This is a genomic window from Vibrio sp. McD22-P3, assembly GCF_021568915.1.
Taxonomy (GTDB): domain Bacteria; phylum Pseudomonadota; class Gammaproteobacteria; order Enterobacterales; family Vibrionaceae; genus Vibrio; species Vibrio mediterranei.
The window spans coordinates 34184-61141 of sequence record NZ_JAKGTN010000017.1 but is presented as its reverse complement, the minus strand read 5'-3'; the positions used below and the strand labels follow the sequence as shown (position 1 = coordinate 61141).

Annotated in this window: 17 protein-coding genes and 3 pseudogenes; 11 read left to right on the top strand and 9 right to left on the bottom strand. The window is 41.3% G+C overall.

What is annotated here, in order from left to right; translation table 11 throughout:
* Nucleotides 1-170: 170 nt before the first annotated feature.
* Complete coding sequence (locus tag L2W36_RS19265; RefSeq protein WP_236111206.1) at nucleotides 171-2924, bottom strand: bifunctional diguanylate cyclase/phosphodiesterase; 2754 nt, start codon at nucleotides 2922-2924, stop codon at nucleotides 171-173.
* Between the two features lie 62 nt (nucleotides 2925-2986).
* Nucleotides 2987-3928, bottom strand: a complete 942-nt coding sequence (locus L2W36_RS19260; protein WP_062463939.1) for a substrate-binding domain-containing protein — start codon at nucleotides 3926-3928, stop codon at nucleotides 2987-2989.
* A gap of 1079 nt (nucleotides 3929-5007) precedes the next feature.
* Here L2W36_RS19260 and L2W36_RS19255 point away from each other — a divergent pair.
* Both L2W36_RS19255 and L2W36_RS19250 read left to right on the top strand, forming a co-directional pair.
* Entirely contained in the window at nucleotides 5008-5235 is a 228-nt protein-coding gene (locus L2W36_RS19255) for a hypothetical protein (protein WP_006071381.1), read from the top strand.
* Between the two features lie 1256 nt (nucleotides 5236-6491).
* The gene (locus L2W36_RS19250) at nucleotides 6492-7085 is read left to right on the top strand and encodes a hypothetical protein (protein ID WP_062458257.1); all 594 of its coding nucleotides are present in this window, start codon (nucleotides 6492-6494) and stop codon (nucleotides 7083-7085) included.
* Between the two features lie 215 nt (nucleotides 7086-7300).
* On the opposite strand, the gene L2W36_RS19245 is transcribed toward L2W36_RS19250, so the two are convergent.
* Nucleotides 7301-8059 (bottom strand): hypothetical protein, encoded by a 759-nt coding sequence (locus tag L2W36_RS19245; RefSeq protein WP_062458254.1) that lies wholly within the window; start codon nucleotides 8057-8059, stop codon nucleotides 7301-7303.
* Nucleotides 8052-9170 carry an AAA family ATPase gene (locus tag L2W36_RS19240; RefSeq protein ID WP_017101203.1) on the bottom strand — a complete coding sequence of 373 codons (1119 nt, stop codon included), beginning with the start codon at nucleotides 9168-9170 and terminating at the stop codon, nucleotides 8052-8054. Before L2W36_RS19240 ends, L2W36_RS19245 begins: the two co-directional genes overlap by 8 nt.
* Nucleotides 9171-9467: 297 nt before the next feature.
* Between L2W36_RS19240 and L2W36_RS19235 the strand changes: the two genes are divergently transcribed.
* The gene (locus tag L2W36_RS19235) at nucleotides 9468-10484 is read left to right on the top strand and encodes an IS110 family transposase (RefSeq protein ID WP_062458251.1); all 1017 of its coding nucleotides are present in this window, start codon (nucleotides 9468-9470) and stop codon (nucleotides 10482-10484) included.
* 687 nt (nucleotides 10485-11171) lie between these two features.
* Here the strand turns inward: L2W36_RS19235 and L2W36_RS19230 are convergent.
* Together L2W36_RS19230 and L2W36_RS19225 are read right to left on the bottom strand one after the other, a co-directional pair.
* Entirely contained in the window at nucleotides 11172-11510 is a 339-nt protein-coding gene (locus L2W36_RS19230) for a hypothetical protein (protein WP_062458249.1), read from the bottom strand.
* Between the two features lie 160 nt (nucleotides 11511-11670).
* Nucleotides 11671-11883 (bottom strand): hypothetical protein, encoded by a 213-nt coding sequence (locus L2W36_RS19225; RefSeq protein WP_062458246.1) that lies wholly within the window; start codon nucleotides 11881-11883, stop codon nucleotides 11671-11673.
* Nucleotides 11884-12059: 176 nt separating this feature from the next.
* On the opposite strand from L2W36_RS19225, the pseudogene L2W36_RS19220 reads away from it, so the two are divergent.
* A pseudogene (locus L2W36_RS19220) lies at nucleotides 12060-12827 on the top strand (IS5 family transposase).
* 144 nt (nucleotides 12828-12971) lie between these two features.
* Here the strand turns inward: L2W36_RS19220 and L2W36_RS19215 are convergent.
* From L2W36_RS19215 to gcl, 3 genes are all read right to left on the bottom strand, one after another.
* Complete coding sequence (locus L2W36_RS19215; RefSeq protein ID WP_062458243.1) at nucleotides 12972-13856, bottom strand: 2-hydroxy-3-oxopropionate reductase; 885 nt, start codon at nucleotides 13854-13856, stop codon at nucleotides 12972-12974.
* A gap of 27 nt (nucleotides 13857-13883) precedes the next feature.
* Complete coding sequence (hyi, locus tag L2W36_RS19210) at nucleotides 13884-14666, bottom strand: hydroxypyruvate isomerase (RefSeq protein ID WP_062458240.1); 783 nt, start codon at nucleotides 14664-14666, stop codon at nucleotides 13884-13886.
* Nucleotides 14667-14730: 64 nt separating this feature from the next.
* On the bottom strand, nucleotides 14731-16473 hold the full coding sequence (gcl, locus tag L2W36_RS19205) for a glyoxylate carboligase (protein WP_062458238.1): 1743 nt from the start codon (nucleotides 16471-16473) through the stop codon (nucleotides 14731-14733).
* Nucleotides 16474-16914: 441 nt separating this feature from the next.
* Between gcl and dhaR the strand changes: the two genes are divergently transcribed.
* The 7 genes and pseudogenes from dhaR to tnpA all read left to right on the top strand — a co-directional run bounded on the left by dhaR (nucleotide 16915) and on the right by tnpA (nucleotide 26834).
* Nucleotides 16915-18846 (top strand): dihydroxyacetone kinase operon transcriptional regulator DhaR, encoded by a 1932-nt coding sequence (gene dhaR / locus L2W36_RS19200; protein WP_062458285.1) that lies wholly within the window; start codon nucleotides 16915-16917, stop codon nucleotides 18844-18846.
* A 382-nt stretch (nucleotides 18847-19228) separates the two neighbouring features.
* A complete protein-coding gene (locus tag L2W36_RS19195; protein WP_065311676.1) occupies nucleotides 19229-20866 on the top strand; it encodes a BCCT family transporter in 1638 nt (545 codons plus the stop codon).
* 50 nt (nucleotides 20867-20916) lie between these two features.
* Nucleotides 20917-22275: an FAD-dependent oxidoreductase gene (locus tag L2W36_RS19190; protein WP_062458235.1), complete on the top strand. Its 1359-nt coding sequence runs from the start codon at nucleotides 20917-20919 to the stop codon at nucleotides 22273-22275.
* A 51-nt stretch (nucleotides 22276-22326) separates the two neighbouring features.
* The gene (locus L2W36_RS19185; RefSeq protein ID WP_062458233.1) at nucleotides 22327-23631 is read left to right on the top strand and encodes an FAD-dependent oxidoreductase; all 1305 of its coding nucleotides are present in this window, start codon (nucleotides 22327-22329) and stop codon (nucleotides 23629-23631) included.
* Entirely contained in the window at nucleotides 23631-24014 is a 384-nt protein-coding gene (locus L2W36_RS19180; protein ID WP_062458230.1) for a cyclophilin-like fold protein, read from the top strand. The genes L2W36_RS19185 and L2W36_RS19180 overlap by 1 nt, the downstream gene beginning before the upstream one ends.
* A gap of 250 nt (nucleotides 24015-24264) precedes the next feature.
* Nucleotides 24265-25170, top strand: a pseudogene (locus L2W36_RS19175) (IS110 family transposase); the annotation flags it as partial.
* Between the two features lie 1217 nt (nucleotides 25171-26387).
* A pseudogene (gene tnpA, locus L2W36_RS19170) lies at nucleotides 26388-26834 on the top strand (IS200/IS605 family transposase).
* Nucleotides 26835-26958 lie beyond the last annotated feature (124 nt).

Here is a 26958-nt window from a genome sequence, read left to right as displayed (position 1 = left end):
ATTCGAAGTGGTCACACGTAACAGGCTTCTGGACAGAAGCTTGTTAAAGCACCAACTCAAAATGGATATTTTCAAAATATCTAAAGTAAGGAAAATTGCGAAATAGGGTGCAGAAAGGCAACTCGAAATCATTTCTCCATTTAGTCATACGTAACAATGGCTCTTCTTTCTCATACCGCTACCTGTTCTTGTCGATACCAACGGTTAAATTGCTCTATCTTCATTGGCCGCGCTATCGCATAACCTTGGGCAATTTCACATCCTACTTCCAATAACAACTCCTTTGCGTCCCAATCTTCTAAACCTTCTGCCACAACCGTTTTGTCGAAGGTTGAGGCCAAACTCATCACCGCCTTCAAAAGCCCCCAGTTCTTACTATCTTTTTGCAAACCAATAATAAAGCTCTTATCGACTTTCAACACATCAGCGGGAAGATCTCTTAAATAAGAGAGGGTTGAATAGCCAGTTCCGAAATCATCAATTGCCACACTCACCCCAAACGACTGACAACGCTCAATCACCGCCTGAGCTCTTTCTACCAGTTCTAGAGCACTCGATTCAAGAATTTCTATCTGCACATAGCTTGGAGGAACCTTATATTGAGACAATAGCGCTCTTAGGCGACTGGTAAAATTGATATCATCCAATTGATAGCTGGATACGTTAATAGACAATTGTATATCCATGCCACATTTCATCCACTCGGACACTTGATGAACGGCTTGAGTCATTACCCAGTCACCAATCTCACATTGCAGCGAGGGAGTCTCTATATCAAACAAAAATTGCTCGGGGGTTAACACTCCTTTGTCGGGGTGATTCCAACGAAGAAGGGCTTCTGCTCCTACCACCTCATTGCTTCTCAGGTTCATTTTTGGCTGAAAGTATAGTTCCAGCTCATTTTCAGAAACGGCTTGTTCCAACTGTCGCTTTTTAGCATGTTGTTTTCGCTTACTTCTATCATGCTCAGGGTTAAAGAATGCCATACTATTCCCCCCCTGCAGTTTCGATTCATACATAGCTAGGTCAGCTTGTCGAATAAGGTGCTCTATATCTGTGACACTATCCGCCTCCGTCATAGTTACACCAATACTCGCAGAGAAGGACTGTGGGTGAATCAGATCTGTTTTAAATCTCATTGTAGAAATTATATTGAGTAGCTTTGAAGCGTACGATTTTACTTTAGTTTCATTCCGAACATTATTAAGGATAATAATAAATTCATCTCCCCCCCACCTTACTAGAATATCGTTTGAAGGAATGTTTTTACTCAAGGTAGAAGCGAGTAATTTTAGCGCCTCATCGCCAACTTCATGTCCAAAAGAATCGTTAATCTTTTTAAAGTCATCGAGGTCAATAAAAAGAACTGCCATATATCGACCGAATTCATTGAATTTTAGTAACTCACTGACTTTGGTCACCAATAGGTTACGATTAGGCAGTTTCGTGAGGGGGTCATAGAGTGCAAGTAACTCTAGTTGCTTCTCTTGCTCTTTAAGGCGTGATATATCGGTAAACAGAGCAACAACATTAGATAGCCTATTTTGAGAGTCCCTAACAGCCGTTATGCTGACAAGTTCAGGATAAGCTTGACCATCTTTTCTTACGAGCCATAATTCACCACGCCAAAACCCATTACTTAACACTTTTTGTTTCAGTTCGGCATAGCGAACCTGAGATTCACTTTCATCTATCATTGACTCTAAAGAGTGACCCAATAGTTCTTCTCTACTGTAGTCATTAGCTGAAATAAACGCTTCATTAACTCTTCGAACTAACCCCAAATTATCAAGAATTAAAATACCTTCTCTCGTGTTGTCAAAAACACTCGCTGACATTCTCAATTCTTCTTCTGCATGGCTCTTTTCCGTTACGTCAAGATGTGTCCCAAACATCTCTATCGGTTCACCAGTCTTGTCCCATTTCACCACCTGTCCTCGAGCGAGTATCCAAAGCCATTGTCCAGATTTATGTTGAACACGACATTGACATTCATAAACTTCAAGAAAACCTTCAAAGTGGCGCTTTAATTGTTCTTCTGATTGAACAAAATCTTCTGGATGACAGAGCTTTTCCCAAGTCTTGAAAGTGAGTGGTTCAAGCTCTGCTAAGCGATAGCCGAGCATCTCTGCCCATCTTTCATTAAATTTAACTTCACCCGACTTTATATTCCAGTACCAAGTGCCAATTTTGGTTGCTGCAATAACACTATTCAAATCTCTCTGTTCTTCCAGCAGCTTCATTCGCGTTGCTTTGATTGTTGAAAACATCTGGTTGACAACCCGAATAAAACCATCAATTTCATTATACCCACTGAGCTTCAACTCCCGATTGGGAATTGCATTGACTTCATCAACTTCTAACTGAAGCTTTAAACTCGCTAAGGGTTTCGATACAAACCGTTGTAAAAGAAAATATAATATCGATAAGATAACAGCGTTAAGTATTAGACCTGAGAGTAGGGCATGAAAAAGCGACTCATACATCTTATCCTTAATAATGCTATCAGAAACACTGATCTTTACTTTGCCAATCTCCTCACCGTTTGGTGATTCAATAGGCATGCTTGTTATGACAAACTCATCACCAAACAAATAGCCCTTTTCCTCGTCACACTCTGAAATTTCACCATTGACTTTTGTTACACCCGAAACATAGTTATCTCGATTAAGAATTTTGGCGAACTGATTGTCATAAACCACAATAGCTTGGTAATTTCTTTCTCTTGCTTCATTTAAGATGATTTTTTTATATTCATTAATAGCATACGCTTGCATCAAAGGAGCAATATTATTACTCAGTGTAATTAAGCTCATTTCAACTTGTTTATTGATGTGCTTTGAGAGTGCTTGTTTTTCAATTGAAAGAGTAATCGTTGTATAGATAGCTATCACGAGACTGATGCTGAGCATGATAACTAGCATGGTCACTCTTATGAGAGCGACGGACTTGGAAGAAGCGTTCATTTTCCCCATCAGGTCCCTTTCTAATCCAAACCGAGGACATTTCTTTTAATTTCTTCTTCTTGGCTATCAAGGGTATTTTTGTCCACAGCAAGCACCTTAAGCTCTTGTGTGGATTCAATCTTTGCGCCCTGCCAAAACTCATAAACAGTCTCGACTGAACGCTCTCCTATTTTAAAAGGTTGTTGCATCGCAGCTCCAACAATAACATCCGTTCTGAGCAGCTCCAGAAACTCTGGCTCTGCATCAAAACAAATCAACAAAACCTCCCTCTCTTTACCCATTTTCGCTATACCATCAAGAGCAGCTTGATACCTGTTCGAACCTTGTAGCCAAATAGCACGCGTTCTAGGATTTTTTGTTAAGATTTCGATTGTATAATCAAATGTTTCCTGATAGCTAAAATCCACTTGCTGATAAAGGCCATTAACGTCTATACCACTTTCATCAAGAGCAGCAATGAAACCTTGTGTTCTCTGTTGACCATTCACTCTCATCTGGGGAATTGCGATAATACCGACGGTGCCGTCAACACTTGAGCTACGCTCCATCTTAGCTGCAAGCATTTTTCCTAAATCATAGGCTCCTTGGAGATTGTTTGATTTTATGTAGGACAAGTAGTCGCCACTCTCTGCTCCAATATCGGCAATGACAACAGGGATCTGGGCTTGTTTTGCCAAATTAAGCAAGGTCACCGCAGCAGAAGAATTCGTAGGAGACATGATAATGGCATCAGCCTTCATATCGATGGCCACTACAAGGTTTTCTAATTCTTGTTTAGCATCATTGTTGGCAGAGAGGACAAGCACGTCGTAATCATAGACGTTTGCTTTCGAAGTAACTCCTCTACTCATAATTTCCCAAAAGGGTATTCTCAAATCTGAAACAAGATAAACCAGTTGCTTTTCAGACGTTTCTCCATCCATAGAGAGAAAGAGCAAGCATAACACGATCATCTTTTTCATAATGGTCTCCTACTAAACTCTAGTTAGCAACACATGTAACGCTGGACTTAGCAACATAGAACTAACATTATTATATTAGTATAAATCAATGTAATGTCTTTACTGCCTCCTTATCACGCAGAACATTTACAAAGAAGTACTATCTCCACTTTTCTAGCAAAAAGTCAGCCCACTCTTTCGAAATGAACTTAAAGTCTACTGCTTGTTCATCCCGAACTAGAAACACATAGTACTCAACTTCACGCTTCTATCTGGGAGTCATGAGCCAATAGGTGATGCTCTCTGCTCTTGAGGTGTTGCTGGAGGTTAAGATAAATCCACCTCTACTTGTTTTAATACATAGATGTAACTCCACACACTCTGGTTTGTCCATACATCAACGACTCCTACAGAACATACACTTTAATGGCCGATTGGTATTCAGAACCATCATCTATTTCCATCTGACACTCAACATTCGTCTCCATGTATATCCCAAAGCTCACCGTCCTCTACGATGCTAAACCATTCTTCATTAGAAAAAATAGTCATCCCCGTATAATAACCTTATGAATAATATTGAGTGTTTTATAGGTTAGATAATCAATCGCTTTTTACAATATGATTTTTCCTAAAAATTAGTCTTGATTGATATTCAGAATGACCTTTACTTAAACTAAGAATGGCAGTCAATGTGTGAGGGGCAGCATGCGACACATTATCGCAATACAAACGGTTCATTTGTCGTCATGCGCACTCGTTTACGCTTTTTGGGCAGATGGCATAGTCGAGAAAGCCATAACCAAAAACAAGCGCGTGGTTTTTTATGCCGCTAGAGGAAATCATTGGAGCGACTATGGAAAAAATGAAGGTGCCTTATATACAAGAGACAATTGAAATTGATGGGTGTTTTTATGTTTCAACAGAGGTGGAGTTCGAATGTTATAAGGGGGACGTGTTGTCACACTGCAATAAAACACCTTATGACATAGCTGACAACCCCTACGGGAGACCCGACTCAAACATCGACATATTTGTTTGATATGAAATTTAAGAACACTGCTCATATAATCAGAGTAATACGGATTGATTCTACTATAATGTCGCATTCATTAATCGTGTCGAAGCAACAAACTTTCGCCAAGGCTTGCAGCTACGTTCAGTCATTAAATGCCGCCGAAAAAGCTAACTATCTTTGTGGTAATCAATCGATGTTAGAATTTGCGGTAAATGCTGAGATATCAGCCTCAATAGTTGAACAGCACAAAGATATCATTGAAGCAATTTTGCTGGGTAGAGTCTTTTACTTTGATACTCCTTCAGAATGAAGTTGCCATTTATCTGTTAGCCATGGCAAGTCTGGTTATGTATTTAGTTGAATTGATTTCACCCTACTATAACATTCGGAAATAGTCAGTGTAAATAACTTGAAAATCAAAGTTCCCATACTAGTCTGTTGGACGTAACTTTAAGTTCCTTGTTGTCGTGTATCAAGCACCAAATCTATACTTATGGTGCTTTTTTTTGCCTATCGTACACTACATGTCGGCTTACAACACACAACGTTGCTCCATTTATGTCCGCATTGGTCTGGTGATACCATTTACCTTTACCATAAGTTTTTTTTCGGGGAAATTTCATTTATGGAATGACGCTCCCTACAACGGTAAGACTGATAATGGGACAGATGTGAGTTGTTGCAGAATCTGCAATCACTGAGCTTTCTCGTTACTCGGGCAACTATTGCAAAAATTGCAACAGTTCAACTACCGAGGGATCTTCGATAGTTGCTTGATAAGCAATGTGGGTATTTTGCACATTAGTTAGTTCTATTGCCGAAGCGACGAGATCAGAGCAGGGTTGGAGCAGAGGTGATTTACGAAACAACCTGTTTCGCAATTGTGCAAGACCCTCTTGCATAATTGGTTACTAGAGTTTGTCCAATAACCTGTTGGACAATTGGGAAACAGCTTGTTTCACAAATAAATCTCATGATGGTTTCTTGCGCTCTAAACACATCTTGGGGCAAACCTGAGCGAGCCACATCAACTAGCTCTAAGGTGGACAAGAACTTTGTTAGTGAGTCTCTTAAATTAGCATATGACGGATAGTTTTAGGTATTGCAATCCCTTTATCTAGTGATCTACTTCGCTTAGCAACTACAACTTCTGTCGGTGGACAACAAAGTTTGAAACTCGAACAATAAAGATTAGAACTATGACAATAAAGTGCGAAACTTTTCGGTGCCATTTGTCGTAGTTTGCCTTCTTCTCTGAGAAGATTTTGCCCCAAATCTTGTTAGGTGAAATGCTCTACACATTTTAATGGGCGTGCTTTTCCCCTACCAAATCTTATCCGATGAAAAAGGGTAAGAGCATGCTCATTCTGGGGAGTGAGCAAGTTGAAAATCTTATTGGTCAGAATGCGCCGGAATTATACCTAAACTTTCGGCAATTTCTTAAATTCACATCCTAGTCGCTAGGCAATACGGGCATTAGATTGAGCGTGTATATGATTAGCGTTATGATTGGTCATCTATAAATGCGGGATAAATCCGTCTAATAAGCGTTAATTGGCATGGAATATGATCGAAAATAGAGGTGATATCACTAATTCACTAGTTCATCTTACAAAGGAAAGAATAGGTCGAAGGCAGCAAGATGGAAAAGGGCAGGATAAACAGTATTCTGCTTTAGATGTTCTGTGTGAAATTTTGAATGATGGTGAGATATTGGGAAGTACAAAATCTGGTTTTATTAAAGGCGATAATCCAGCAGTTTGCTTTTCAGAAACTCCATTATCTGCACTTAAACACTTTGCTTCTAATGATCAAGAAAACAAAGAGTTTCGCTACAGGTATTACGGTGTTGCAGTTAGTAAGCATGCCGCTTTTGGTGAGGACGCTAGACCTGTTATCTATCTACCAGATAGCGAGGCTAAATGGATACCAAATTCACAGAAGTGGCGTCATGTTCGTTATGAATACGGTTCAATCGACTGGACATTTGAGCGAGAGTGGCGGAAAAAGGGAAACTTTAACCTTAAAAATTTACCTGGAATTTATGTTATTTGTTGGAACGCAACTGAAGTAGAGCGCTTGCAACATAGCCTACATAAAGATTTAGTTGGTAAAGTTCGTGGGTTTCTACCAATGCTTCACCTAAATCAGATGCTATAAGCCATTTAATAGATAAGTATTAAGCATTGCACAGCCAACGTTAAATCCCAAGTGTTGAACAAGCCCGTCTATACAAGTAAATGGTGTGTTCGACTTTAGAAGGGTACGTGACGGAGTTTTTTCTTCAGGTGAGAGTAATCATCGCCGATAAGGTGTACAGAACGTTCATGATTTCTATGATTCCCTGCAATCTCCGGACACAACTCGTTGTTTAGCTAATCGGCTAACCCTAATATCTGATAGGTGTCACTACCGTAGTGCTCTAAAAGCATTAGAGGAAAGCCACTGATTACTGCTACTTGGTTATGTGGGCGGTGCTTCTCCATTTGTCTCTCAAATAGCGTTACCATACAAATTGGCGATGTTGGCAGATCCAAAACGTCAGTAATCAAGCAGTTTGCTCTTGATAAGTGCTGTTTGGCAATACTACTCCAAGTATCTTGGGTATATAGCCCCCAGTTGAGAAACTGCTTGTCCATTTCGGGTGCCGCATTTACCCATCTCTTGTAATTGGCCAGATCTGTTGTTTCGTGAGTAAGATATTCGACTTGGTTACCTTTTTGGTGGCGAATAGCCTCTACCATAGGGTAGCTTACACAAAGCAAGCCTTTATCTTGAGCATCATTAAATAGTTCAACCATATGACGTATTTTATTGTCGTCAGCGTTAGAGCAATGACAGTCGTAGTCGAAGAATAGATATATTTCACTTATGTTTTCAGGATCTTCTATCTCCATGACCGCTAAGTCATCATCTGTTGGGTTTTCCCTATTTTCTAGCTGTTCGGAAATGAACTCGTAAGTATCAAAATACTCATCCTTTGTTATCTCGCGGAACAACTTATAGATATTCATTCCGTAAGTGGTTTGAACTACGATCTTGTTGTCTCTATCGAGTATCGTATTCCTTAGATTTCGCGCAATGTTAGGCTCAGCTCCTGCACCTTCAAAAACAAATAGGACGTTGCTACTCATCAAATGCCCCTGCACGATACATCTTTTCTAGATTGTGTGCTTTGCGTAACTCCCTATCGGTTAAATTATACAGAGGCTTCAAAGCATTCTGATCTAGGATGTAATAGCAGTCAGGTCGGAGCACATGGTTAGATAGTAGAGTGCTGTTGTGAGTAGTGATGATCGATTGGCACGATGTTTTAGACACTAGTTTTACTATGCGTTTGGATAGAGCAAAATGATAGTAGGCATCGAACTCGTCAATGTAAGCGAAGGTAATTTCTTCATTTAGCATTTTAAGGTACCAGTAGTAGAAATTACCAAGGGATACTGTACCAGTAGAAGCTATCTGTGAAAATTCGATACTTTTATTACCAAAATCGAACTCGATTTGCTCCTTACCTGCATCACCAGTCTGAATTAGCTTACATTCCACTCCTGACTCATTTAGGAAGGCTTCAAAATCTTCTAGTTTATCTTGTTCAATGATGCGCTGTGAAATTCGTTTAGTTTCTAGGGGTTTACCGTGAAACTCTGTCGTTTTAGTTAGAGTGCGGAAAAATACCATTCCTTCTACAAATTTGATGAATTGGAAAAAAGCTGCTGATTCTTTGGTTGGTTCCAGCAGTGCATTCGATTCAAGGTATTTAATAGGAGATATCTTACGACCCGTGAAATCATTCTTTAGGTGTTCAGCGCCAACAAAGTTATATGAAGCAAGCGCAGATTTTCTACGGTCAATACTAATGACTTTTTCTTCGTCGATATAGAGGTTCTCGAAGACTGTTTCAGCGCAGTTCTCTTTACCATAGTGATAGACAACTTCTACACCATCAAACTCAAACGTGTATGTGAACTCTGCTAGTGCACCTTCATCCATGCTAGCGTTTAAGTAGTTGAGATGCAGAGACGGTATGATGTTGGGGCTATCTAATAGATGACATGTAAGGTCAAGAATTGCCAATCCAAGGTTCGATTTACCCACACCGTTACCACCGTACATTACAGCACTGCCTACAATGCCATTTTCTACAGCGTGTGAGTTAAACTCATATGATTTATCGGTACGTAGGTTTATCTCAAACTCTTCACCGAAGTTACGAAAACCTTTAACCTTTAGATTACGTAGCATCTTTATTTGCTCAATATTTGGTTTGTTGACATAGAAATACCACATTATAGACCAACTGCCGTAGAAAAAATACGGCAGAGTCGATTGGCTCACAACACTATTGAGAGATTCCGAGATAAAAGTAATACTAAAAGTGAACTGTACCTGTGACTGCGGGCTCAGAACTAGGCTGTCAATCCATACCTAAAGTTATTAATGAGTTGCTAATGCTAGATTTTTCGAAACTCATTAATTAGATGGTACGCCCCACACCTACACTAAACTCAGCTATGTCGCTGAACTTCGGGAGGTGCCATCATGTCGGCTATTAAAACTATCGGTATTGATCTAGGTAAATCTACTTTCCATGTCGTTGGTCATGACTATGCTGGCCAACAACGTTATAGACACAAATTCTCTAGATCAAAGTTACTTCAGTTTATCTCGGTTCATGAGCCAGTATTAATAGCAATGGAAGCTTGTTGTGGAGCGCACTGGCTTGCTAGAAAATGCCAAGAGTATGGGCATCAAGTTAAACTGATCCCTCCACAATATGTTAAGCCCTATGTTAAGAGTCATAAAAACGACTTCATTGATGCTGATGCGATTGCTGAAGCTGCAACTCGACCTAGGATGAGGTTTGTCTCACCTAAAACTGAGCAAGCGCAGCTAGGAGTAGTAATCCGAAGAATCAGAACAGGCTATATTCGAGAGCGCACCGCAGTCATGAACCGTATAGGCTCAATCCTCACTGAATTTGGGTTCAGCTTTCCACGCGGACATGCAAATATGAAACGGCTTTTTCAGTGGTTGGCTGATACAGGCCAACAGGTTCCACCTTTGCTTATTTTTGAGTTGCGAAATCAGCTTGATCATTACAATGAGCTTAATAACAAAATCAAAGAACAAGACAAAAAGCTAGAGACTCTAAATAGTGGTAATGAGTTATTCACGATTTTACAAACAGTACCTGGAGTCGGGCCTATGACCGCTGTTTGCTGCATATCTTCGGTGTCCGATCCTGAAGATTTTTCTAATGGCCGCAACTTCGCTGCATGGCTGGGTCTCGTTCCATTTCAGTATTCAACAGGTGGGAAGCCGAGAATGCTTGGGATCTCTAAGCGTGGGAATAAAGAATTACGAGAACTCTTTATACACGCAGCCAGAGCAGTACTCTGGAGAGATGGAACGGCTGAAAAATATTTTGGTAAGTGGCTAATAGAGCTAAAGCATCGAAAGCCTTTCAATGTTGCTTTGGTAGCATTAGCGAATAAGCTAGCAAGGATTGCTTGGTCTGTTATGGCAACGAAAAAGCCTTTTGAAATAAGAAGATAAATCAAGTTTGCATATGAAAATGAAAGATGACAAAACGGTTAGACCACCAGATTGAAGACCTTGTGGACAGAACAGCAACTTAGAGTGCTTTCTCATTTTTGAGGACAATCTGGCGCGGATCTCATCGTAGAGCTGGGGCTAAAGTAAATTGGTCTCAATTAGACTCTGAATACATTAGCGCAAACCAACTCCGTTTTTTTGGATTTTCACTTGCAAAACGGGGCGTACCATACATTTTGTCCAATTCCGTGTCAGAGAATTTTGGCCGACAAATCTCGCTAGAATTTGCCCAACTTGTCCTAATATCCGGTCAGAATTAGTAAGAGAGTCCTATAGAATATCGAGTTCGCACATCTGGATATTTGGTTATTGATTTTTGGCGAAACCATTTGATCACATGAAAAGGTGTGATTCTACCTTAACTTTATGATTTTTATCAAAATAATTTTGGGATTCCTCTGCACTATGTGAGTATCAAGAAGTTGTTTGGTTTTAAATAAAAGCCCCTTAGCCAATTCGGTTAGAGGGTTTTTATTTCTGTCAGAAGCGGTACCCGCAACCAAGACAAGTTGGTTGGATATCAGGAGGGAGAGTTATTATCAATGAGCAGGAGGGACATAAGTCGCCTTGTGTGAGTTTCATTATCTGTATACTCTCACCTTCTTCAATCTCGGTTTACCATTTTTGTCATGGTAACGAATTGTTTCGGTATAGTTTTTGCCAGTATCTGCGATGTTGCATGTGTAATCCGCAGATAAAGTAAGGGGCGCAAATAGCACCCCAAGTAATATCAATTTCTTCATTACCCCCCTCTAGATGACTCTTTAATTTAAAAAAACAGTCAGTAGTTATTGCTCGCTCACCACTCAACTCTTTATCATACTTGTGGTATGTAATTCCATTACTCTCTTGGGTGTAATCCGCCCACTGTGTGGTTGGTTCAGGCGTAACCGAGTTATTGAAACTTCCATCACCACAGCCAGCTAGGATTGAAGTTGATAATATTGCTAGGATTAGTTTCTTCATGATTAGAACTCCACCACGTTGAAGCCGATTGTCATTTTACCTTCTGGCGTTACGCGTGAGTCGGTGATGCCATGAGCCTTCACAAATTTGCTGTACTCTAGATCAATTCTCTTACCTGTAGGATTACCGAAAATAACGATCCCTTTCTCACCATCAAAGTCTATTGAGCGAATCTCTGTGATTTCGAAACCATTGTGATCGTACCGTTCACATTGATGACGTAGATTGTGTCACCGATATCAGCGTTAGCTAGTTGTTGATAGTTGTGCTGTGACTCAGAAAGATCGAAAACAGGTCTGTCACCGTTCTTGTTCTTACCATAGATAGAAAAGTGGTTCAGGTTTTGCGTCTTATTGTTAGCTAGAAATGGCATATTTGAATCCTCAAATAAATACAGAACATGGAACGGTATTATTGTAAAAATACAGTGCACTGTTAAGAATAATTCACTTTAGAGAGGTTGGATTTGCGAATGGCTTTGTTGCACAAATCGAGTAAACTAAATCAGAATCTCAAGATCAGGGACGTTCATTCACTGGCTTTGATTTCATGCCGAAGCCTCGTTATAAAACTACCAACTGGCGTAGGTATAATAACTTCTTGAACGACAGAAGTTCACTCACGTTTTGGATTGACGAGGAGGCCATAATTGAGTGGAAAGAACCTAAACAGGACAGACGTGGTAAATCAAGGCTTTTTAATGATCTCGCTGTCACGACGGCTCTCATGGTAAAGCGCATTTTCTGGCCATTGATGCAACGGGGCTCAAAGTATACGGTGAGGGAGAATGGAAAGTGGAAAAGCATGGAACTGATGGTAAGCGTTCGAGTCTGGCGTAAATTCCATCTTGCGGTTGATACAGATACACATGAGCATGAAATAATCGTCGCAGAGCTGAGGTGTGACCGATGCGGAAGTACTCCCCTACCTACTCAAGCAAACAGGTCGAACCATCAAGGCAATCTCGGGAGATGGTGCATATGATACAAGAGAGCGTCATAGGGCGATTAGGGTTAAGAAAGCGATACCTCTAATCCCTCCGCGTGAGGGGGCAGCTTTCTGGGGAAAAGGGCATCCACGTTAACCTAGCAGTTGGCTGCCAAAAGCTCTATGGAGCGAACAAAAAGTGGAAACAGAAGTATGGTTACCATTAGGCGGTCATTGTCGGAGGCCGCTATGTATCGCGTAAAACAACTACTAGGTGCTTCACTTACACTTCGGAATTATAACGCACAAGTTGGTGAGAATTACGCCATGATTAAAGCACTCAACAAGCTAACTGGGATAGGCATGCCTAAAACCTACTATGTTGTTTAAGAACTGATCAACGTAGGGATAACAAGTATTTTCACCGAAATAAGCAACAAAGCTGGTTAGGCTCGTAAATTAATAAGTGAATAAGGCGATTCCGTACCAAACCTAAAGACGGCTTAGTTCGAAATCGCTCAAGTTGTTTATCTCCTATCTAATGCAGTGGTTTGACATGTGTTCTATTGCTTTGATCATGGCTGAATGATCCCAGTTACTTCCTTCTAGTGAAGCACAGGTATTAAAAAGCTCTTGAGCCGTTGCTGTATTTGGTAAATTAACATTAAGCACACGTGCACCTTCAAGGGCTAAGTTCAGGTCTTTTTGATGTAATCCGATTCTAAATCCCGGCTCGAATGTACCTTTAATCATGCGTTCTCCATGAACTTCCAAGATCTTTGAAGACGCGAAACCACCCATTAAAGCTTCACGAATCTTGGTAGGATTCGCGCCTGCTTTAGATGCAAATACAAGAGCTTCTGCTACGGCTTCGATGTTAAGTGCGACGATGATTTGGTTGGCAACCTTACAAGTCTGACCATCGCCATTGGTACCAACCAGAGTGATATTCTGTCCCATTAAGTCAAACAGTGGTTCTGCTCGTTTGAAGATCTCATCTTTACCGCCAACCATGATTGAAAGTGTTCCATTGACTGCACCAACTTCGCCTCCTGAAACTGGAGCATCTAGGTAGTGCGCGTCAAGTGCTTCAACTTTCGAGGCAAATTCTTTGGTGGCGATTGGTGATATCGAGCTCATGTCTATGACTATTTTGTCTTTTGATAGCCCTTTTGAAACCCCAATATCACTAAATAAAACATCTTCCACTTGGGGAGTGTCAGGAACCATAATAATAATAAACTCGCACGCTTCAGCCACGGCAGCAGGCGTTGGAGCAGCAAAACCATATTCACCCAATAATTCTTGGGGAGCAGGCTCAAAATGTTCAGAGAAGTACAGCGTGTGACCTGCATCTTGCAGGTTCTTTGCCATAGGTTTGCCCATAATACCTGTCCCAATAAAACCGATATTTGCCATTTTTAACTCCTTTAGTAATTTCTAGACCTAAACTAGGTTGTATTCTTTAATCCAACTAAGGCTTTCCTCAGTCGTTGTTTTTGGCACATACTCACAGCCGATCCAGCCTTCGTAGCCAATTTCATCGATATGTTTGAGTAGGAACGGGTAGTTAATTTCTCCTGTTCCTGGTTCATTTCGACCAGGGTTGTCTGCCAATTGAATGTGTTTGATAACAGCTTTGTGGTCGGTAAGTGTACGAGCAAGGTTACCTTCCATAATCTGCATGTGATAAATGTCGTATTGATATTGAAGGTTATCTTTGCCGACTTCGGAAATGATACGTATTGCTTTTTGGGTACTGTTTATAAAGAAATTAGGCATATCCTGTGTATTAATCGCTTCAACAATTAGCTGTATGCCTTCGGCACCTAACTTTTCAGAGGCGTATTTCAAATTGTTTACAGTCGTTTTAAAAGCGTCTTCTTCGGTTACGTTCTCTGGCTTAATTCCAACTAAGCAATTTAGTTGGTTGCAGTTCAGTACTTTTGCATATCGAATAGCTTGGCTAACGCCCTCACGAAACTCCTCAATTCGTTCAGGATGGCAGGCAATACCTCGCTCACCTTTATCCCAGTCGCCGGCTGGTAGGTTAAAAAGAACTTGAGTTAGTGAATATTCATTGAGTTTGTCGGCGATTTCTTTGGGTTCAAAATCGTAGGGGAATAGATATTCTACCCCTTGAAACCCTGACCTCGAGGCGGCCTCGAATCGGTCAATAAACTTGTACTCTGTGAAGAGCATAGATAGGTTCGCTGCAAGTTTAGGCATAATTACTCCAATTTGTTCTATTTCATTCTCCGCTTAATTGAAAGCGGAGAACAAATACATATTTCTAAACCAGATCGTTAATTTCTTCGAACTCAACGACTTTATCGATATCAGGTCCCATAGATATATTGGTCACTCGCTCGGTTATAACTTCTACAACAACTGGGACCTTATGTTCCCTAGTCCATTGTTGGGCCTTAAGCAGTGCAGGCTTTATCTCTTCTGGGTCAAACACTCGAATTGCTTTGCAACCCAAACCCTCTACAACTGAAACATGATCTACCCCGTATCCATTGACTTCAGGAGCGTTGATGTTTTCAAAATCTAGTTGAACGCAGTGATCAATTTCGAAAGCACGTTGAGATTGTCGAATCAAACCTAGATAAGCATTGTTAACAAGAACATGGATATATGGCAGTTTGAACTGTGCTCCAACTGCTAGCTCTTCTATAAGAAACTGGAAATCGTAGTCACCGGAAACTCCGACTACTGGGGTTGATGGGTCTGCTTTTACAACCCCTAATGCTGCTGGCATGGTCCATCCAAGTGGTCCAGCTTGGCATGAATTAATCCAGTGACGAGGACGGTGTACATTTAAAAATTGATTAGCTGCGATTTGAGCATTGCCGATAGTTGCAACGTAGCGGGTATTGGGGCCAAATACCGCATTCATCTCTTGATAAATACGTTGTGGCTTGATTGGTTTGTTGTCGAAGTTAGTACGACGAAGCATTGTACTTTTACGCTGAATACACTCACTTTGCCATTCTGTTCGTACTTTTAGTTCTCCCTTTTCCTTCATCTCTGTTGCCACGATAACAAACAGTTTTAACGCTTCTTCAGCATCGGAAACAATACCTAGATCCGGACCAAAAATCCGACCGATCTGTGTTGGTTCAATATCGACATGGACAAATTTTCTACCCTTTGTATAGGTTTCAATGTTGCCTGTGTGACGATTTGCCCAGCGGTTGCCTATGCCAAGTACAAAGTCTGATTCAAGATAGGAAGCGTTGCCATAACGGTGGCCAGCCTGACATCCCATTCTCCCAATCATTAATTCATGATCATCTGAAATCGCTCCCCATCCACGTAGAGTTTGAATGACTGGCACTCCTGTGATTTCTGCGAATCTTTGGAATAGGGGGCTAGCACCAGCATTAATGACACCACCTCCAGCTACCAGAATAGGTCTTTCCGCATCATTAAGCATTTGCAAGGCACGTTCGATTTGGTTGCGGCTGGCTTTAGGCTTGTTGGGTGTCATTGGTTCGTACAAATCGATATCAAACTCGATTTCCGTCATTTGAACATCCATAGGAAGGTCAATATGGACAGGCCCAGGGCGACCGGATCGCATTTTGTAGAAGGCCTTTTGGAAAGTTCCCGGAAGTTGTGCTGCTTCGCGAATCGTTATTGCCATTTTTGTGACTGGCTTAGCTATAGCTTCAATGTCGACACCTTGAAAGTCTTCTTTATGTAGCTTTGCCGTTGGAACCTGCCCAGTAATAGTTAAAATTGGAATGGAATCGGCTGAGGCTGAATAGAGACCTGTGATCATATCTGTTCCAGCGGGTCCAGATGTCCCTATACAAACACCAATATTACCATCTTTGGTACGAGTATAACCCTCAGCCATATGGGAGGCGCCTTCAACATGGCGTGCCAGAATATGTTCGATTCCTCCAATTGTCTTGAATGCTGCGTAAAGAGGATTAATAGCAGCTCCGGGTACACCGAATACTACATTTACCCCTTCCTTTTTCATAATCAGGACCGCAGCCTCAATTGCTTTCATTTGCGCCATAATATGCTCCGATAATGCAAAATAGTTCTTTGAAATTTGTGTAGATAAATTATTCGAAGAAGCGCTAAGTAACAAAAATCTGGAGATGTTTAAAAATGAGACCAAACTAATGGTTAAAATGGTTGCAAAATGAAACCATTTTGCTGACTGAACTACCTCTTTATGACGAACATTCAACTTTGGGACATTACTACTCTCTTCGAGGTTAATTAAATATTGAGATCAAAAAACTGAATGATGGAATATTTTAAGATAATTAGAATAAGACAGTAGATGTTACTTTAAATTGTTAGCAAGAGAAGCATTGTAGTATATGACGTTTGTTGAATAGTATCAGTGTGATATAGATAACGTTGACTACATAGTAAGACAAATATTGCTTACTGTAACAATTTGCTAAGTGTGTCTAGACGTTTAGATTGAACATCCATGAGGGCACTTATGCCGGCAATTGAAGACAAGAAAAAGAGATGGGTATTTTACCAGAAGCATCATTGGGTCTCTCCAGACTTCTCGTTGACGCCAATATTAGATTCATGGGAGCGTTGCAGTAAAAGGTGTAACCCTTATGATTGGTCCAAGCCTCATATAGCTTCTGGTTACACACTCCGTTCGCTTTTGAGTCGGAGCGATACGTTGATTACTTCTGCAATTACTGTTGTTGAGGACACATACGACTCGATGCAAAATATGCAGGTCGTTCTGTTAGTAACAGACGACAATGGTTGTATCCTATTGTCTTTAGGGAATAAGGAACTCAGCGAAGAGTTAGGCCAGTTAAGAATTAAAGATGGTAGTTTCCTCAACGAAGGTGTTATTGGGACCAATGCTGTCAGTGTAGTACTTGAAACACACATAGCGTCTGAGGTAATTGGAGCTGATCATTTTAATCAGCATTTACACAATTACAGTATGTCCGCTGCACCGATATTTGATACTTTCGGCCGTATTCGCGGAACCTTCAGTGTGCTCACCAAAGTAGAAGCGCACTCAGAGTTAATTAATGTTATTGTTAGTTCGTGTTCAAGGGAAATTGCTAGCCAACTTCATATTAATATGGAGCAGGAACAGTCTAACAAAATGAGTTGTACTTATAATGCAACACTAGAGTGTATGGACGATGGATTAGTTGCGTGGAACAAAGACCATCACATTCTAAAAACAAATAGACAGGCTGAAGAAATTCTCAATATCCGAGCAATAAGCGTTCTTGACTGTGACGTGTTCAATATAATTAACTTCCCACCAAGTTTGCGTGAAAGCATTTTAAATCATGAATTTATAAGAAGAAAGCAAACTACTGTTGAGGTTAATGACTCATTCATTGAGGTAATAGTTACAATCCGACCTTTAAGTGATGGAGGGAGCCTTCTCTTTATTCATCCCATTGATAAAATCAGAGAGCTTGCTCAACAGCAAGTTGGAAGCAGTGCTAGATACACTTTCTCGAACCTGATATCTGAGTCCAAAAAGATGAAGAATACAATTAGGTTAGCAAAACGTGCTGTTAATTCGAGATCTCCAATCCTTATTTCTGGTGAAGAAGGTGTTGGTAAAAGTGATCTCGCTATGGCTATGCATAACGAGAGCCCTAATCGCAATGGTCCCTTTATTACTATGAACTGTAGGACCTTAAACTCTGAACACGCTATACAAGAAATACTAGGGCATGATGATGAAGGGAGCGGAGGGCAGCCATCAAAGTTTGAGCTGGCTCATGGTGGCACCTTATTCTTGGAGAAGATAGAACAACTGGACCCTGAATTGCAAGGTAATTTGCTCAAACTGTTAAAGACCGGTCTGGTGAGTAGGTATAATAGCCAGCGGCTAATACCTGTAAAATTCCAGTTGATTTGCAGCACATATTCAGACGTTTTTGAATACGTTACTCAGGGGGCATTTGGTAAACAGTTGTATTACGAAATCTCTGCAAATGAAATCGAAATCTCTCCTCTTCGAAAACGCAAAGAAGATATTGAGTATGCTGTATTATCGCTCATTAATGCTTATAAGAAACGACATAATGTAGGCGTATCTATTAATAGGGCAGCTCTTGATGCTTTGATTAACTTTCGCTGGAATGGGAACAACTCTGAGTTAAAAAACAAAATGGAACGAATTCTGCTCAATCGAAAGGGCGACTTAATATCGATGTCTGATATTCCAGAAGACATCAAGCAAAACAATACAATTGATGATGTAAAGCAAGAAGTAGAGGTTTTATCTCTAGAAGAAATAGAAAAGGATGCGATATTGCATGCTTGGAAAATACATAATGGTAAGGTTATCAAAATTGCCAAAGTACTGAAGGTTAGTAGAGCTACGCTTTGGAGAAAAATGAAGAAGTACGGTCTGGATAGTTCCCTTTCATAAAAGGGAACTATCAATGAAGTATGTTTGTAGTAAAGGTTACAGAGCATTAAATTTAGTATTAAGTAATGCTATTTAAGGTCTGCTTTAAATAAAAATGGGGTTCAAGTAAGTAAGATTGGTCTTTCTTGCGCTTTAGTTATAGCAGGTTGCAATTTGTTCTGTGTTTGCAGAAAAAAGGTAGCAATTTGCAACCAAACTAGCGTTGAATGAAAAAAAACAATTCTTAATCACAGTTTTATCCCCCTTGATAACGTTGATATGAGTTAGTTGTGTATGAGGTCAAATATAGAACTACTAGTGATGTTAGTTTCTGAACTATCTGCAGTCGCGTTATGTACAGTAGTTATCAATTCCTAAACAAGAACGTGAAAGAGACGAAAATATGAGTACTCCTGAATATAAAACTAAGTCAGGGACAATTGATAAAGCTGTCTTTTGGCCCGCAACAATATTAACACTTATTATGGCCATTTTCTTTTTGCTTAATCCAAAAGCATCAAATGAAATGATGGGCAAACTCCATGCTTTTACCACTGGTGAGTTGGGGTGGTTTTTCCTAATCGCAACGGCAGCGGTCGTAATCTTCTGTATCTACCTTGCTGTATCGCGTTATGGTGGCATTGTCATGGGAGACAAGAATACGAAACCAGAATTTTCTACTGCTACCTGGCTTGGAATGATCTTTACGTCTGGCACTGGTGGCAGTGTCTTGTATCTTGGGGCGGTAGAATGGATTTGGATTATGCAAGCTCCGCCGTTTGGCGTTGAGCCTGGAAGTATAGATTCAGCACGTTGGGCTTCCGCTTACGGTATGTTCCACTGGGGGCCGTCGGCCTGGGCTTGGTACATTGCATGTGCAATTCCAATTGCCTATTTCTTTTTTGTGCGAAAGCAACCTACTTTAAAAATGAGTGAGTTTGCTCGGCCTGTAATTGGCAAAAATGCTGATGGTTTTGCTGGTCACTTTATCAATTTCCTATACATGTTTGGTATGGTCGGTGGCGTAATGACTTCTTTAGCGCTTGGCACACCGCTAATTTCTGGTGCGATTGTTTATGTTATGGGTTGGGAGTCTAGTAATGCGTTTCTCGATACATTCGTAATCTTTTTATGGACGTTTATCCCACTAGTTGCACTTGTGCTTGGTCTAAAGAAAGGTGTAGCGGCTCTTAGTGATTGGAATGTGCGTGCAGATGTACTCATGTTGTTAGGCATCCTGATTTGTGGACCGACATCATTCATTCTTAACCAGTCTGTTGATGGCTTAGGATTGATGTTGCAGAACTTTGTTTATATGAGCTTCGCAACAGATATGATTCGAGAAGGTGGGTTTCCTCAGGCATGGACAATTTTCTACTTTTCTTGGTGGGTTGTATATGCACTCCCGTTTGGTCTATTCATCGCAAAAATATCAAAGGGTCGAACCATTCGAGAGATTGTCATGGGTGGCTTAATTGCAGGCTCACTTGGCTGTATGGTTTTTTACATGGTTCTCCCTGGTATCGGCATAAATCTTCAAATGAACGGTACCGTGGATTTAATGACGATCATGAATGAGCAAGGTCGTGGTGGTGTTGTTTATGCGATGCTTGAGCAACTACCTATGAGCACTTTGTTTGTTGCAGCGTTTGGTTTGATAACTTTGATCTCATATATCACAGGCCATTGTGCAGTTGGTTATTCGTTGGCAGCTGCAACACAAAAAGAGATTGGAGAGAATGATGACCCTGCTCAATGGAATGTTGCATTTTGGCTAGTTCTTGCAGGCGTCGTGTCCTTAGCCCTGTACTTTATCAATCCAGAAAGTTTGAAGCCTCTACAAACCGTCTCAATATTAATGGGTTTCCCGCTTTGCTTTGTTATAGCTATCGTCGCACGTGGGTTTATTAAGCAAATCAATCAAGATTTCCCAGAGGGTTTTCCTGCCTCTGATTCTAAAGGCCGAATCTATCTTGATCCACCAGCTAACCCGGTTGGGCCACAAGAAGAAGTATCTACTGAGCCGTCAACAGTCTCATAATCCAAACACTATTCCTCCCCTTTTTAGTTGAAGGGGAGAAGGAGATATAAATGAATATCACTGAACCACAAAGAGAAATCCCTGTTATTGCAGAAACTGATGTTTTAGTTGTTGGTGGTGGTCCGGCAGGCCTCTGTGCAGCAATCGCATCCGGAAGACTTGGTACAAAGACAATGATTGTGGAAAGGTATGGGTGCTTGGGCGGAATGTTAACTCAAGCTGGAGTGGAAAGCTTTGCATGGTATAGACACGAAGGGACTATAGATTGTGAAGGTATCGGGCGTGAGTTTGAAACCCGAGCAAGTGAATTAGGCTTTACGCGTCCGGAGCCTCAATCAACCAGCCAAGCTATTGATACTGAGGGTTTCAAAGTCGTCGCTGACAAGATGATTAAAGAAGCTAGTGTTACTCCTCTTTATCACTCTTGGGTCGTTGAGGTGTTGAAAGAAGGCGATTGTCTTTATGGTGTGATTGTCGAAAGTAAATCTGGGCGTGGCGCCATTCTTTCCAAACGAGTAGTCGACTGCACAGGAGACGCTGACATTGCTTCTTTGAGTGGTGCGCCATTCAACCAGCGAGATAAAGATGAACTTATGGGTGTGACTGTAATGTTCCACTGTGCAGGCGTAGATGTTGAGCGATTCAACAAATTCGTCGACGAGGAGCTTAAGCCAACGTATGCGGACTGGGGCAAAAACTGGACAATAAAGACGACTGGTAAAGAGGATGACATGTTCAGTCCATATATGGAGGAAATCTTTACTAAAGCTCAGGAGGAAGGTGTCATTCCGGGTGATGCTTCTGCCATTGCAGGAACCTGGTCAACGTTCTCGGACGCGGGCGAAGCACATCAACTCAATATGGTTTACTCGTTCGGCTATGATTGCACCAATGCTTGGGATCTAACAAAAGCTGAGATTGAAGGACGTCAACAGGCATTATGGGCTATTGATGCATTGCGTCACTATATTCCGGGTTTTGAGAATGCGAAACTTCGGAATTTCGGCATGACGCTTGGTACTCGTGAATCTCGCTTGATTGATGGTGAAATCCATGTTGATGACCAATATGTTCTTGAACAAGGCCGTTGTAACGACTCTGTTGGTATTTTCCCTGAATTTATCGACGGGAGTGGTTACTTGATTTTGCCAACAACAGGTCGTTATTTTCAAATTCCTTTAGGGTGTTTGTTACCTAAGAAGGTCGAAAACCTAATTGTTGCAGGGCGTTGTATTTCAGCGGGTGTGGTTGCACATACTTCAATGCGAAACATGATGTGTTGTGCTGTCACAGGTGAAGCCGCTGGTACAGCCGCTTCAGAGTCTTTGACCCAAAATGTCAATGTTAGAAACGTAGACATAGATAAATTACAAAGAACTCTCCAAAAGCAAGGCGTAAGAATCGATTAATCACCAGACGTAACTAAATTACTTAATTTGATTATTGATGGGGAGATAAAAATGAAAACGATTAAGCAAACTGCCGATGTAGTTGTAGCTGGCGGAGGAACTGCAGGCCATATAGCAGCTATACAAGTGGCAAGGGCAGGAGTAAGCGTATCTTTAATTGAAGCTAGCTCAATGTTGGGGGGTACGATGACTGATGGTGGTGTCTTTATGCCAAACCATTGGCATTCACCTACGCAGCCTGTGGTACAAGGCATAGGATGGGAGCTCTTTAACCGCTCCAAGCAAATCGAAGGTCTTAGAGTTAAGTCGATGAAAGAGCGCTATGGTGTAGATACGCCAGGATATTATAGCAATATTAATGTCCCCATCTACGCTTCAGTTGCAGAGCAAGCTGCTGTAGAGGCTGGTGTTGAAATTCATTATCACGAGTTCATTGGAGAAATCGTACAAGAGGGCAATTTCTGGATTATTACCTCTTACGCACGTGGAATTAAAAGAATAACAAAATGTCGTGAAGTCGTTGACTGCTCGGGGGACGCGGATGTAACAAGAGCGCTTGGACTGGCAGTTGATAAATCACCAAAGCGACAGCCCGGTACTCTGGAATATCGAATTGAGGGAGTCGATATGCAGCAAGTTTGGGAAGGTGAGGTCCAGAAGATCTATGAAAAAGCGATGGAAGAAGGAGAGTTAGAAAAAGGAGACTGGGCATACTTTGGTATATACCCATTCCAATGGTATTTACAAATGGGCGGACATAACTCAACACATATTTACTCTTGTGATACCTCAGATGCTGATGGTCAAACCAAAGCAAACATTGAAGGTCGAGCTCGAATGCTACGGATGTATCAGTTTGTTCGGACGAAAATCCCCGGTGCGGAAAGAGCTGTTCTTAAGACAATGTATAACAGGGCATTATCAAGAGAAGGCTATCGTGTAGTGGGTGAGCACATTGTAACCGAGAGTGAGTTTATGAGCGCTCAACCCTATGAAGACGCTGTTTGCAATGCCTTCAACTATATTGATATGCACAATGAAGATAACGGTTGCGATGAGATTTTTCATGACTCAATGGAGCTTTTGCCTACTGTGCCATTTAGATCTCTGATTCCAAAGGGTAGCAACCGAATAACGGTAGCTGGTAGGATTTTATCTGCTGACAGAACTTCACTTGCCGGTATCCGAGCACAATGCACGTGTATGGCTATGGGGCAAGCTGTGGGGGCTGCAGCTGCATTGGCTGTTCGAAGAGGAACCTATTCTAGAGACATCAATGTAGAAGATATTATAGCGTTAACTAAAGAACATGGTGCCGTCGAGCCCAATAGAGCGAGAAAGAAGGAGTATGCTTGATGTTTACCAAGCACAAATTGGAGCTCATAATGGGTAACTTGAAGGTTTTCGGTACATTAAATAACAGTGAAACAGCACAGAAAATCATGCAATGCCTACCATTTAGAGCTCGAATGAGAAGATGGGGTGGAGAGTTATATTTTGCACTTCCCGAGGCGATTGATGATCAGGGTGAATCAACATCAAGTTTGGAAGTAGGGACACTCGCCTTTTGGGCGCCCGGGAACGCATTTTGTATTTTCTTTGGTCCAACACCCATGAGTACCGGCTTTGCTCCTGTTCCTTCATCCGAGGTATGTATAATTGGTTCGCTTGATAGTATTCCAAAAGAGCTTTTTTCCATATCTGAGTCGACTCAAGTAGAACTTGTTTTAACAGAGTGAAAATCTTAATAAGGGCCTTCACAGAAGGCCCTTGTAGTGGTCAACAAATAGCCTCATCAATCCTGTGAAAAGTGAAACCTCATATAACGCGCTGTGAACACAATTCATTTGAATTAGTCATTATTTTTTCAGTTATCTACGCGCTTCGGGAGATCTTCACTTTTATGAAGGTGACAGGGACTTTCGGCCGAGAAGGGTATTGCAGCTGTGCGGTTTCTATATAAGGGTGCGTCTACGTGGTCGACGCTAGCTCATTCATTTTATCTCACAGCAAGAATCTACAACCATAGCAATGGAAGCATGCTGTGGTGCGCATTGGTTGGCTCGAAAATGCCAAGAATATGGTCATAAGGTCAGGCTAATACCTGCACATTATGTAAAGCCATACGTTAAAAGCCACAAGAACGATTTCATTGATGCTGACGCCATTGCTGAAGCTGCCACGAGACCTAATATGAGGTTTGTCTCTCCGAAAAGCGAACAAGCTCAAATTAGTACGGTGATTAGGAAAGCCAGAACAGGATATATTCGCGAAAGAACGTCCTGTATGAATAGAATCGGGTCAATCTTGCTTGAGTTTGGCATTAGCTTTCCTCGCGGGCATGCCAATATGAAAATGCTGTTCCAGTGGCTAGCAGATAAAGAGGCTATAGTCCCACCACAGCTCATTCTTGAGCTTCGTGACCAATTGGACTATTACAACCAACTAAATGAAAAGATTGCTGTTCAAGACCAAAAACTAGTCGAACTCAATAAAGAAAACGAGCTATATACTTTGCTTCAAACGATACCAGGCATAGGGCCTATGACAGCTTCGTGTTGTTTGTCTTCTGTCGGAGACCCAAAAGACTTTTCTAACGGGCGAAACTTTGCAGCATGGATAGGGTTAGTACCGTTTCAATATACAACGGGAGGAAAACCTCGATTATTGGGTATATCGAAGCGGGGAAACAAAGAACTGAGAGAATTATTTGTTCATGCGGCTAGAGCTGTCATGTGGAGAGATAGCTCAGCGGAGCATTACTTCGGATCGTGGCTTATTGATTTGAAGTGTCGAAAGCCATTCAACGTTGCTGTGGTTGCATTGGCCAATAAGTTGGCTCGCATAGCATGGTCAGTGATGAACTCTCACAAAGCTTTCGAATTAAAAGTATAACCAAAATTTGCATATGATAAATCAAGATGACAAAACGGTTAGACCACCAGATTGAAGACCTGAGGGGCAAAACAGCATTGACAGTGCTTTCACGTTTATGAGGACAATCTGGCGCGGATCTCATCGTAGAGCTGGGACTAATGAAGTCTCAAATAGACTCTGAATACATTAGCGCAAACCAACTCCGTTATTTTTGACTTTTCACTTGCAAAACGGGGCGTACCATACATTTTGCCCCAAGACGTGTTTAGTGCGCATGAAACCAACATGAGATTTATTTGTGCAACAAGCTGCTGCACAATTAGGAAATTGGCTGCTTCATCGAATGTCCAACAGGTTGTTGGACAAACTCTAGTAACCAATTATGCAAGAGGGTCTTGCACAATTGCGAAACAGGTTGTTTCGTAAATCACCTCTGCTCCAACCCGGTTCTGATCTCGTCGCTTCGGCAATAGAACTAACTAATGTGCAAAATATGCACATTACTTATCAAGCAACTATCGAGGATTCCTCGGTAGTTGAACTGTTGCAATTTTTGCAATAGTTGCCCGAGCAACGAGAAAGCTCAGTGATTGCAGATTCTGCAACAACTCATATCTGCCCCTTTTCGTGTTCACAGCATCCCCAAAAATTACAGTCATCCCCTTGAAAAAGGGGATCTCATTCAGCGCGTCCCGCAGCCGAATTACGTGACTTAGTCGCCAATTTTCAGTCACCTACACGCGGTAGGAGGTTCTCACTTTCGTGAGGATGACGGCTATAGGGGCATGTTAGAAATGAAGGGATGTAGAGCATTTATGTCCAAAAGCGAGTTTCAAACTTTGTTGTCACACTTTCGTTGGATAGCCACGTTGATTGAGTCTAAGTGTCGATCTTTATTGTCAGTATTGGGTTCTTGTAGCCACGATAGTAACGCACTTCGGAAATAGAAAAGTTTCAAACTTTAATGTCCTCCGACAACTTCACCTAGCTCAATTCCAGATAACAAAGAGAAAATAGCTGTATTTAAAAGCCCAACAAATCGACTATTCATAGGCCAAAGTAACGTTAACTCATCATTATTGATGATAAAAACAGAGCTACAGTCTGTGGCTCTATTCATTTCTAACCCTAAACCACCCTTTAGGAAGGTGGTGATCGTCCATTAGGGCTTTGCCCGAAGGACGCTCATGTTCAAGATATCCAAGTTTGTAAACAGCAAATCAAGGAGAAAAAACATGAGCAGATATGAATCCGCTTCGCACGTATATTACAGGTGCCATTACCACATAGTTTGGACGACGAAGTACCGACTCAAAATACTCAAGGGTCACTTGGGCAAAGAGTTATACTGAAGTATTTATATATAAAGCAACATGAAAAACTGCTAGGTTGTAGAGTTGAACGTTCAAGTAGATCACGTCCACTTGGTTGTGAGAATGCCACCAAGTTTGAGTATTTCAAAGTATATGGGATTTGTAAAAGGACGGACAGCGATAAGGCTGTTCAACAAATTTCCGTATTTAAGAAAGCAATAGTTATGGGGCAATAATTTTTGGCAGTGTGGCTACTTTGTTGATTCGGTAGGAGTGAACGAGGAAATAATCCGAAGATATGTCAGGCATCAAGATCGTGTGGGAAAGGAAGAAGAAGAGTGTCAGATGCATCTAGGGTTGAGTAACTAAAAGTTAGCCCCTTATGGGGGGCCATTTAAATCCACCTGCTCAGCAGGTGGATTTTTACAATTCCCGAGTCTAATCGAACATAAGCTCAATGAGTGAGAATGCTTTCGGCTACCGCGAGACCTCG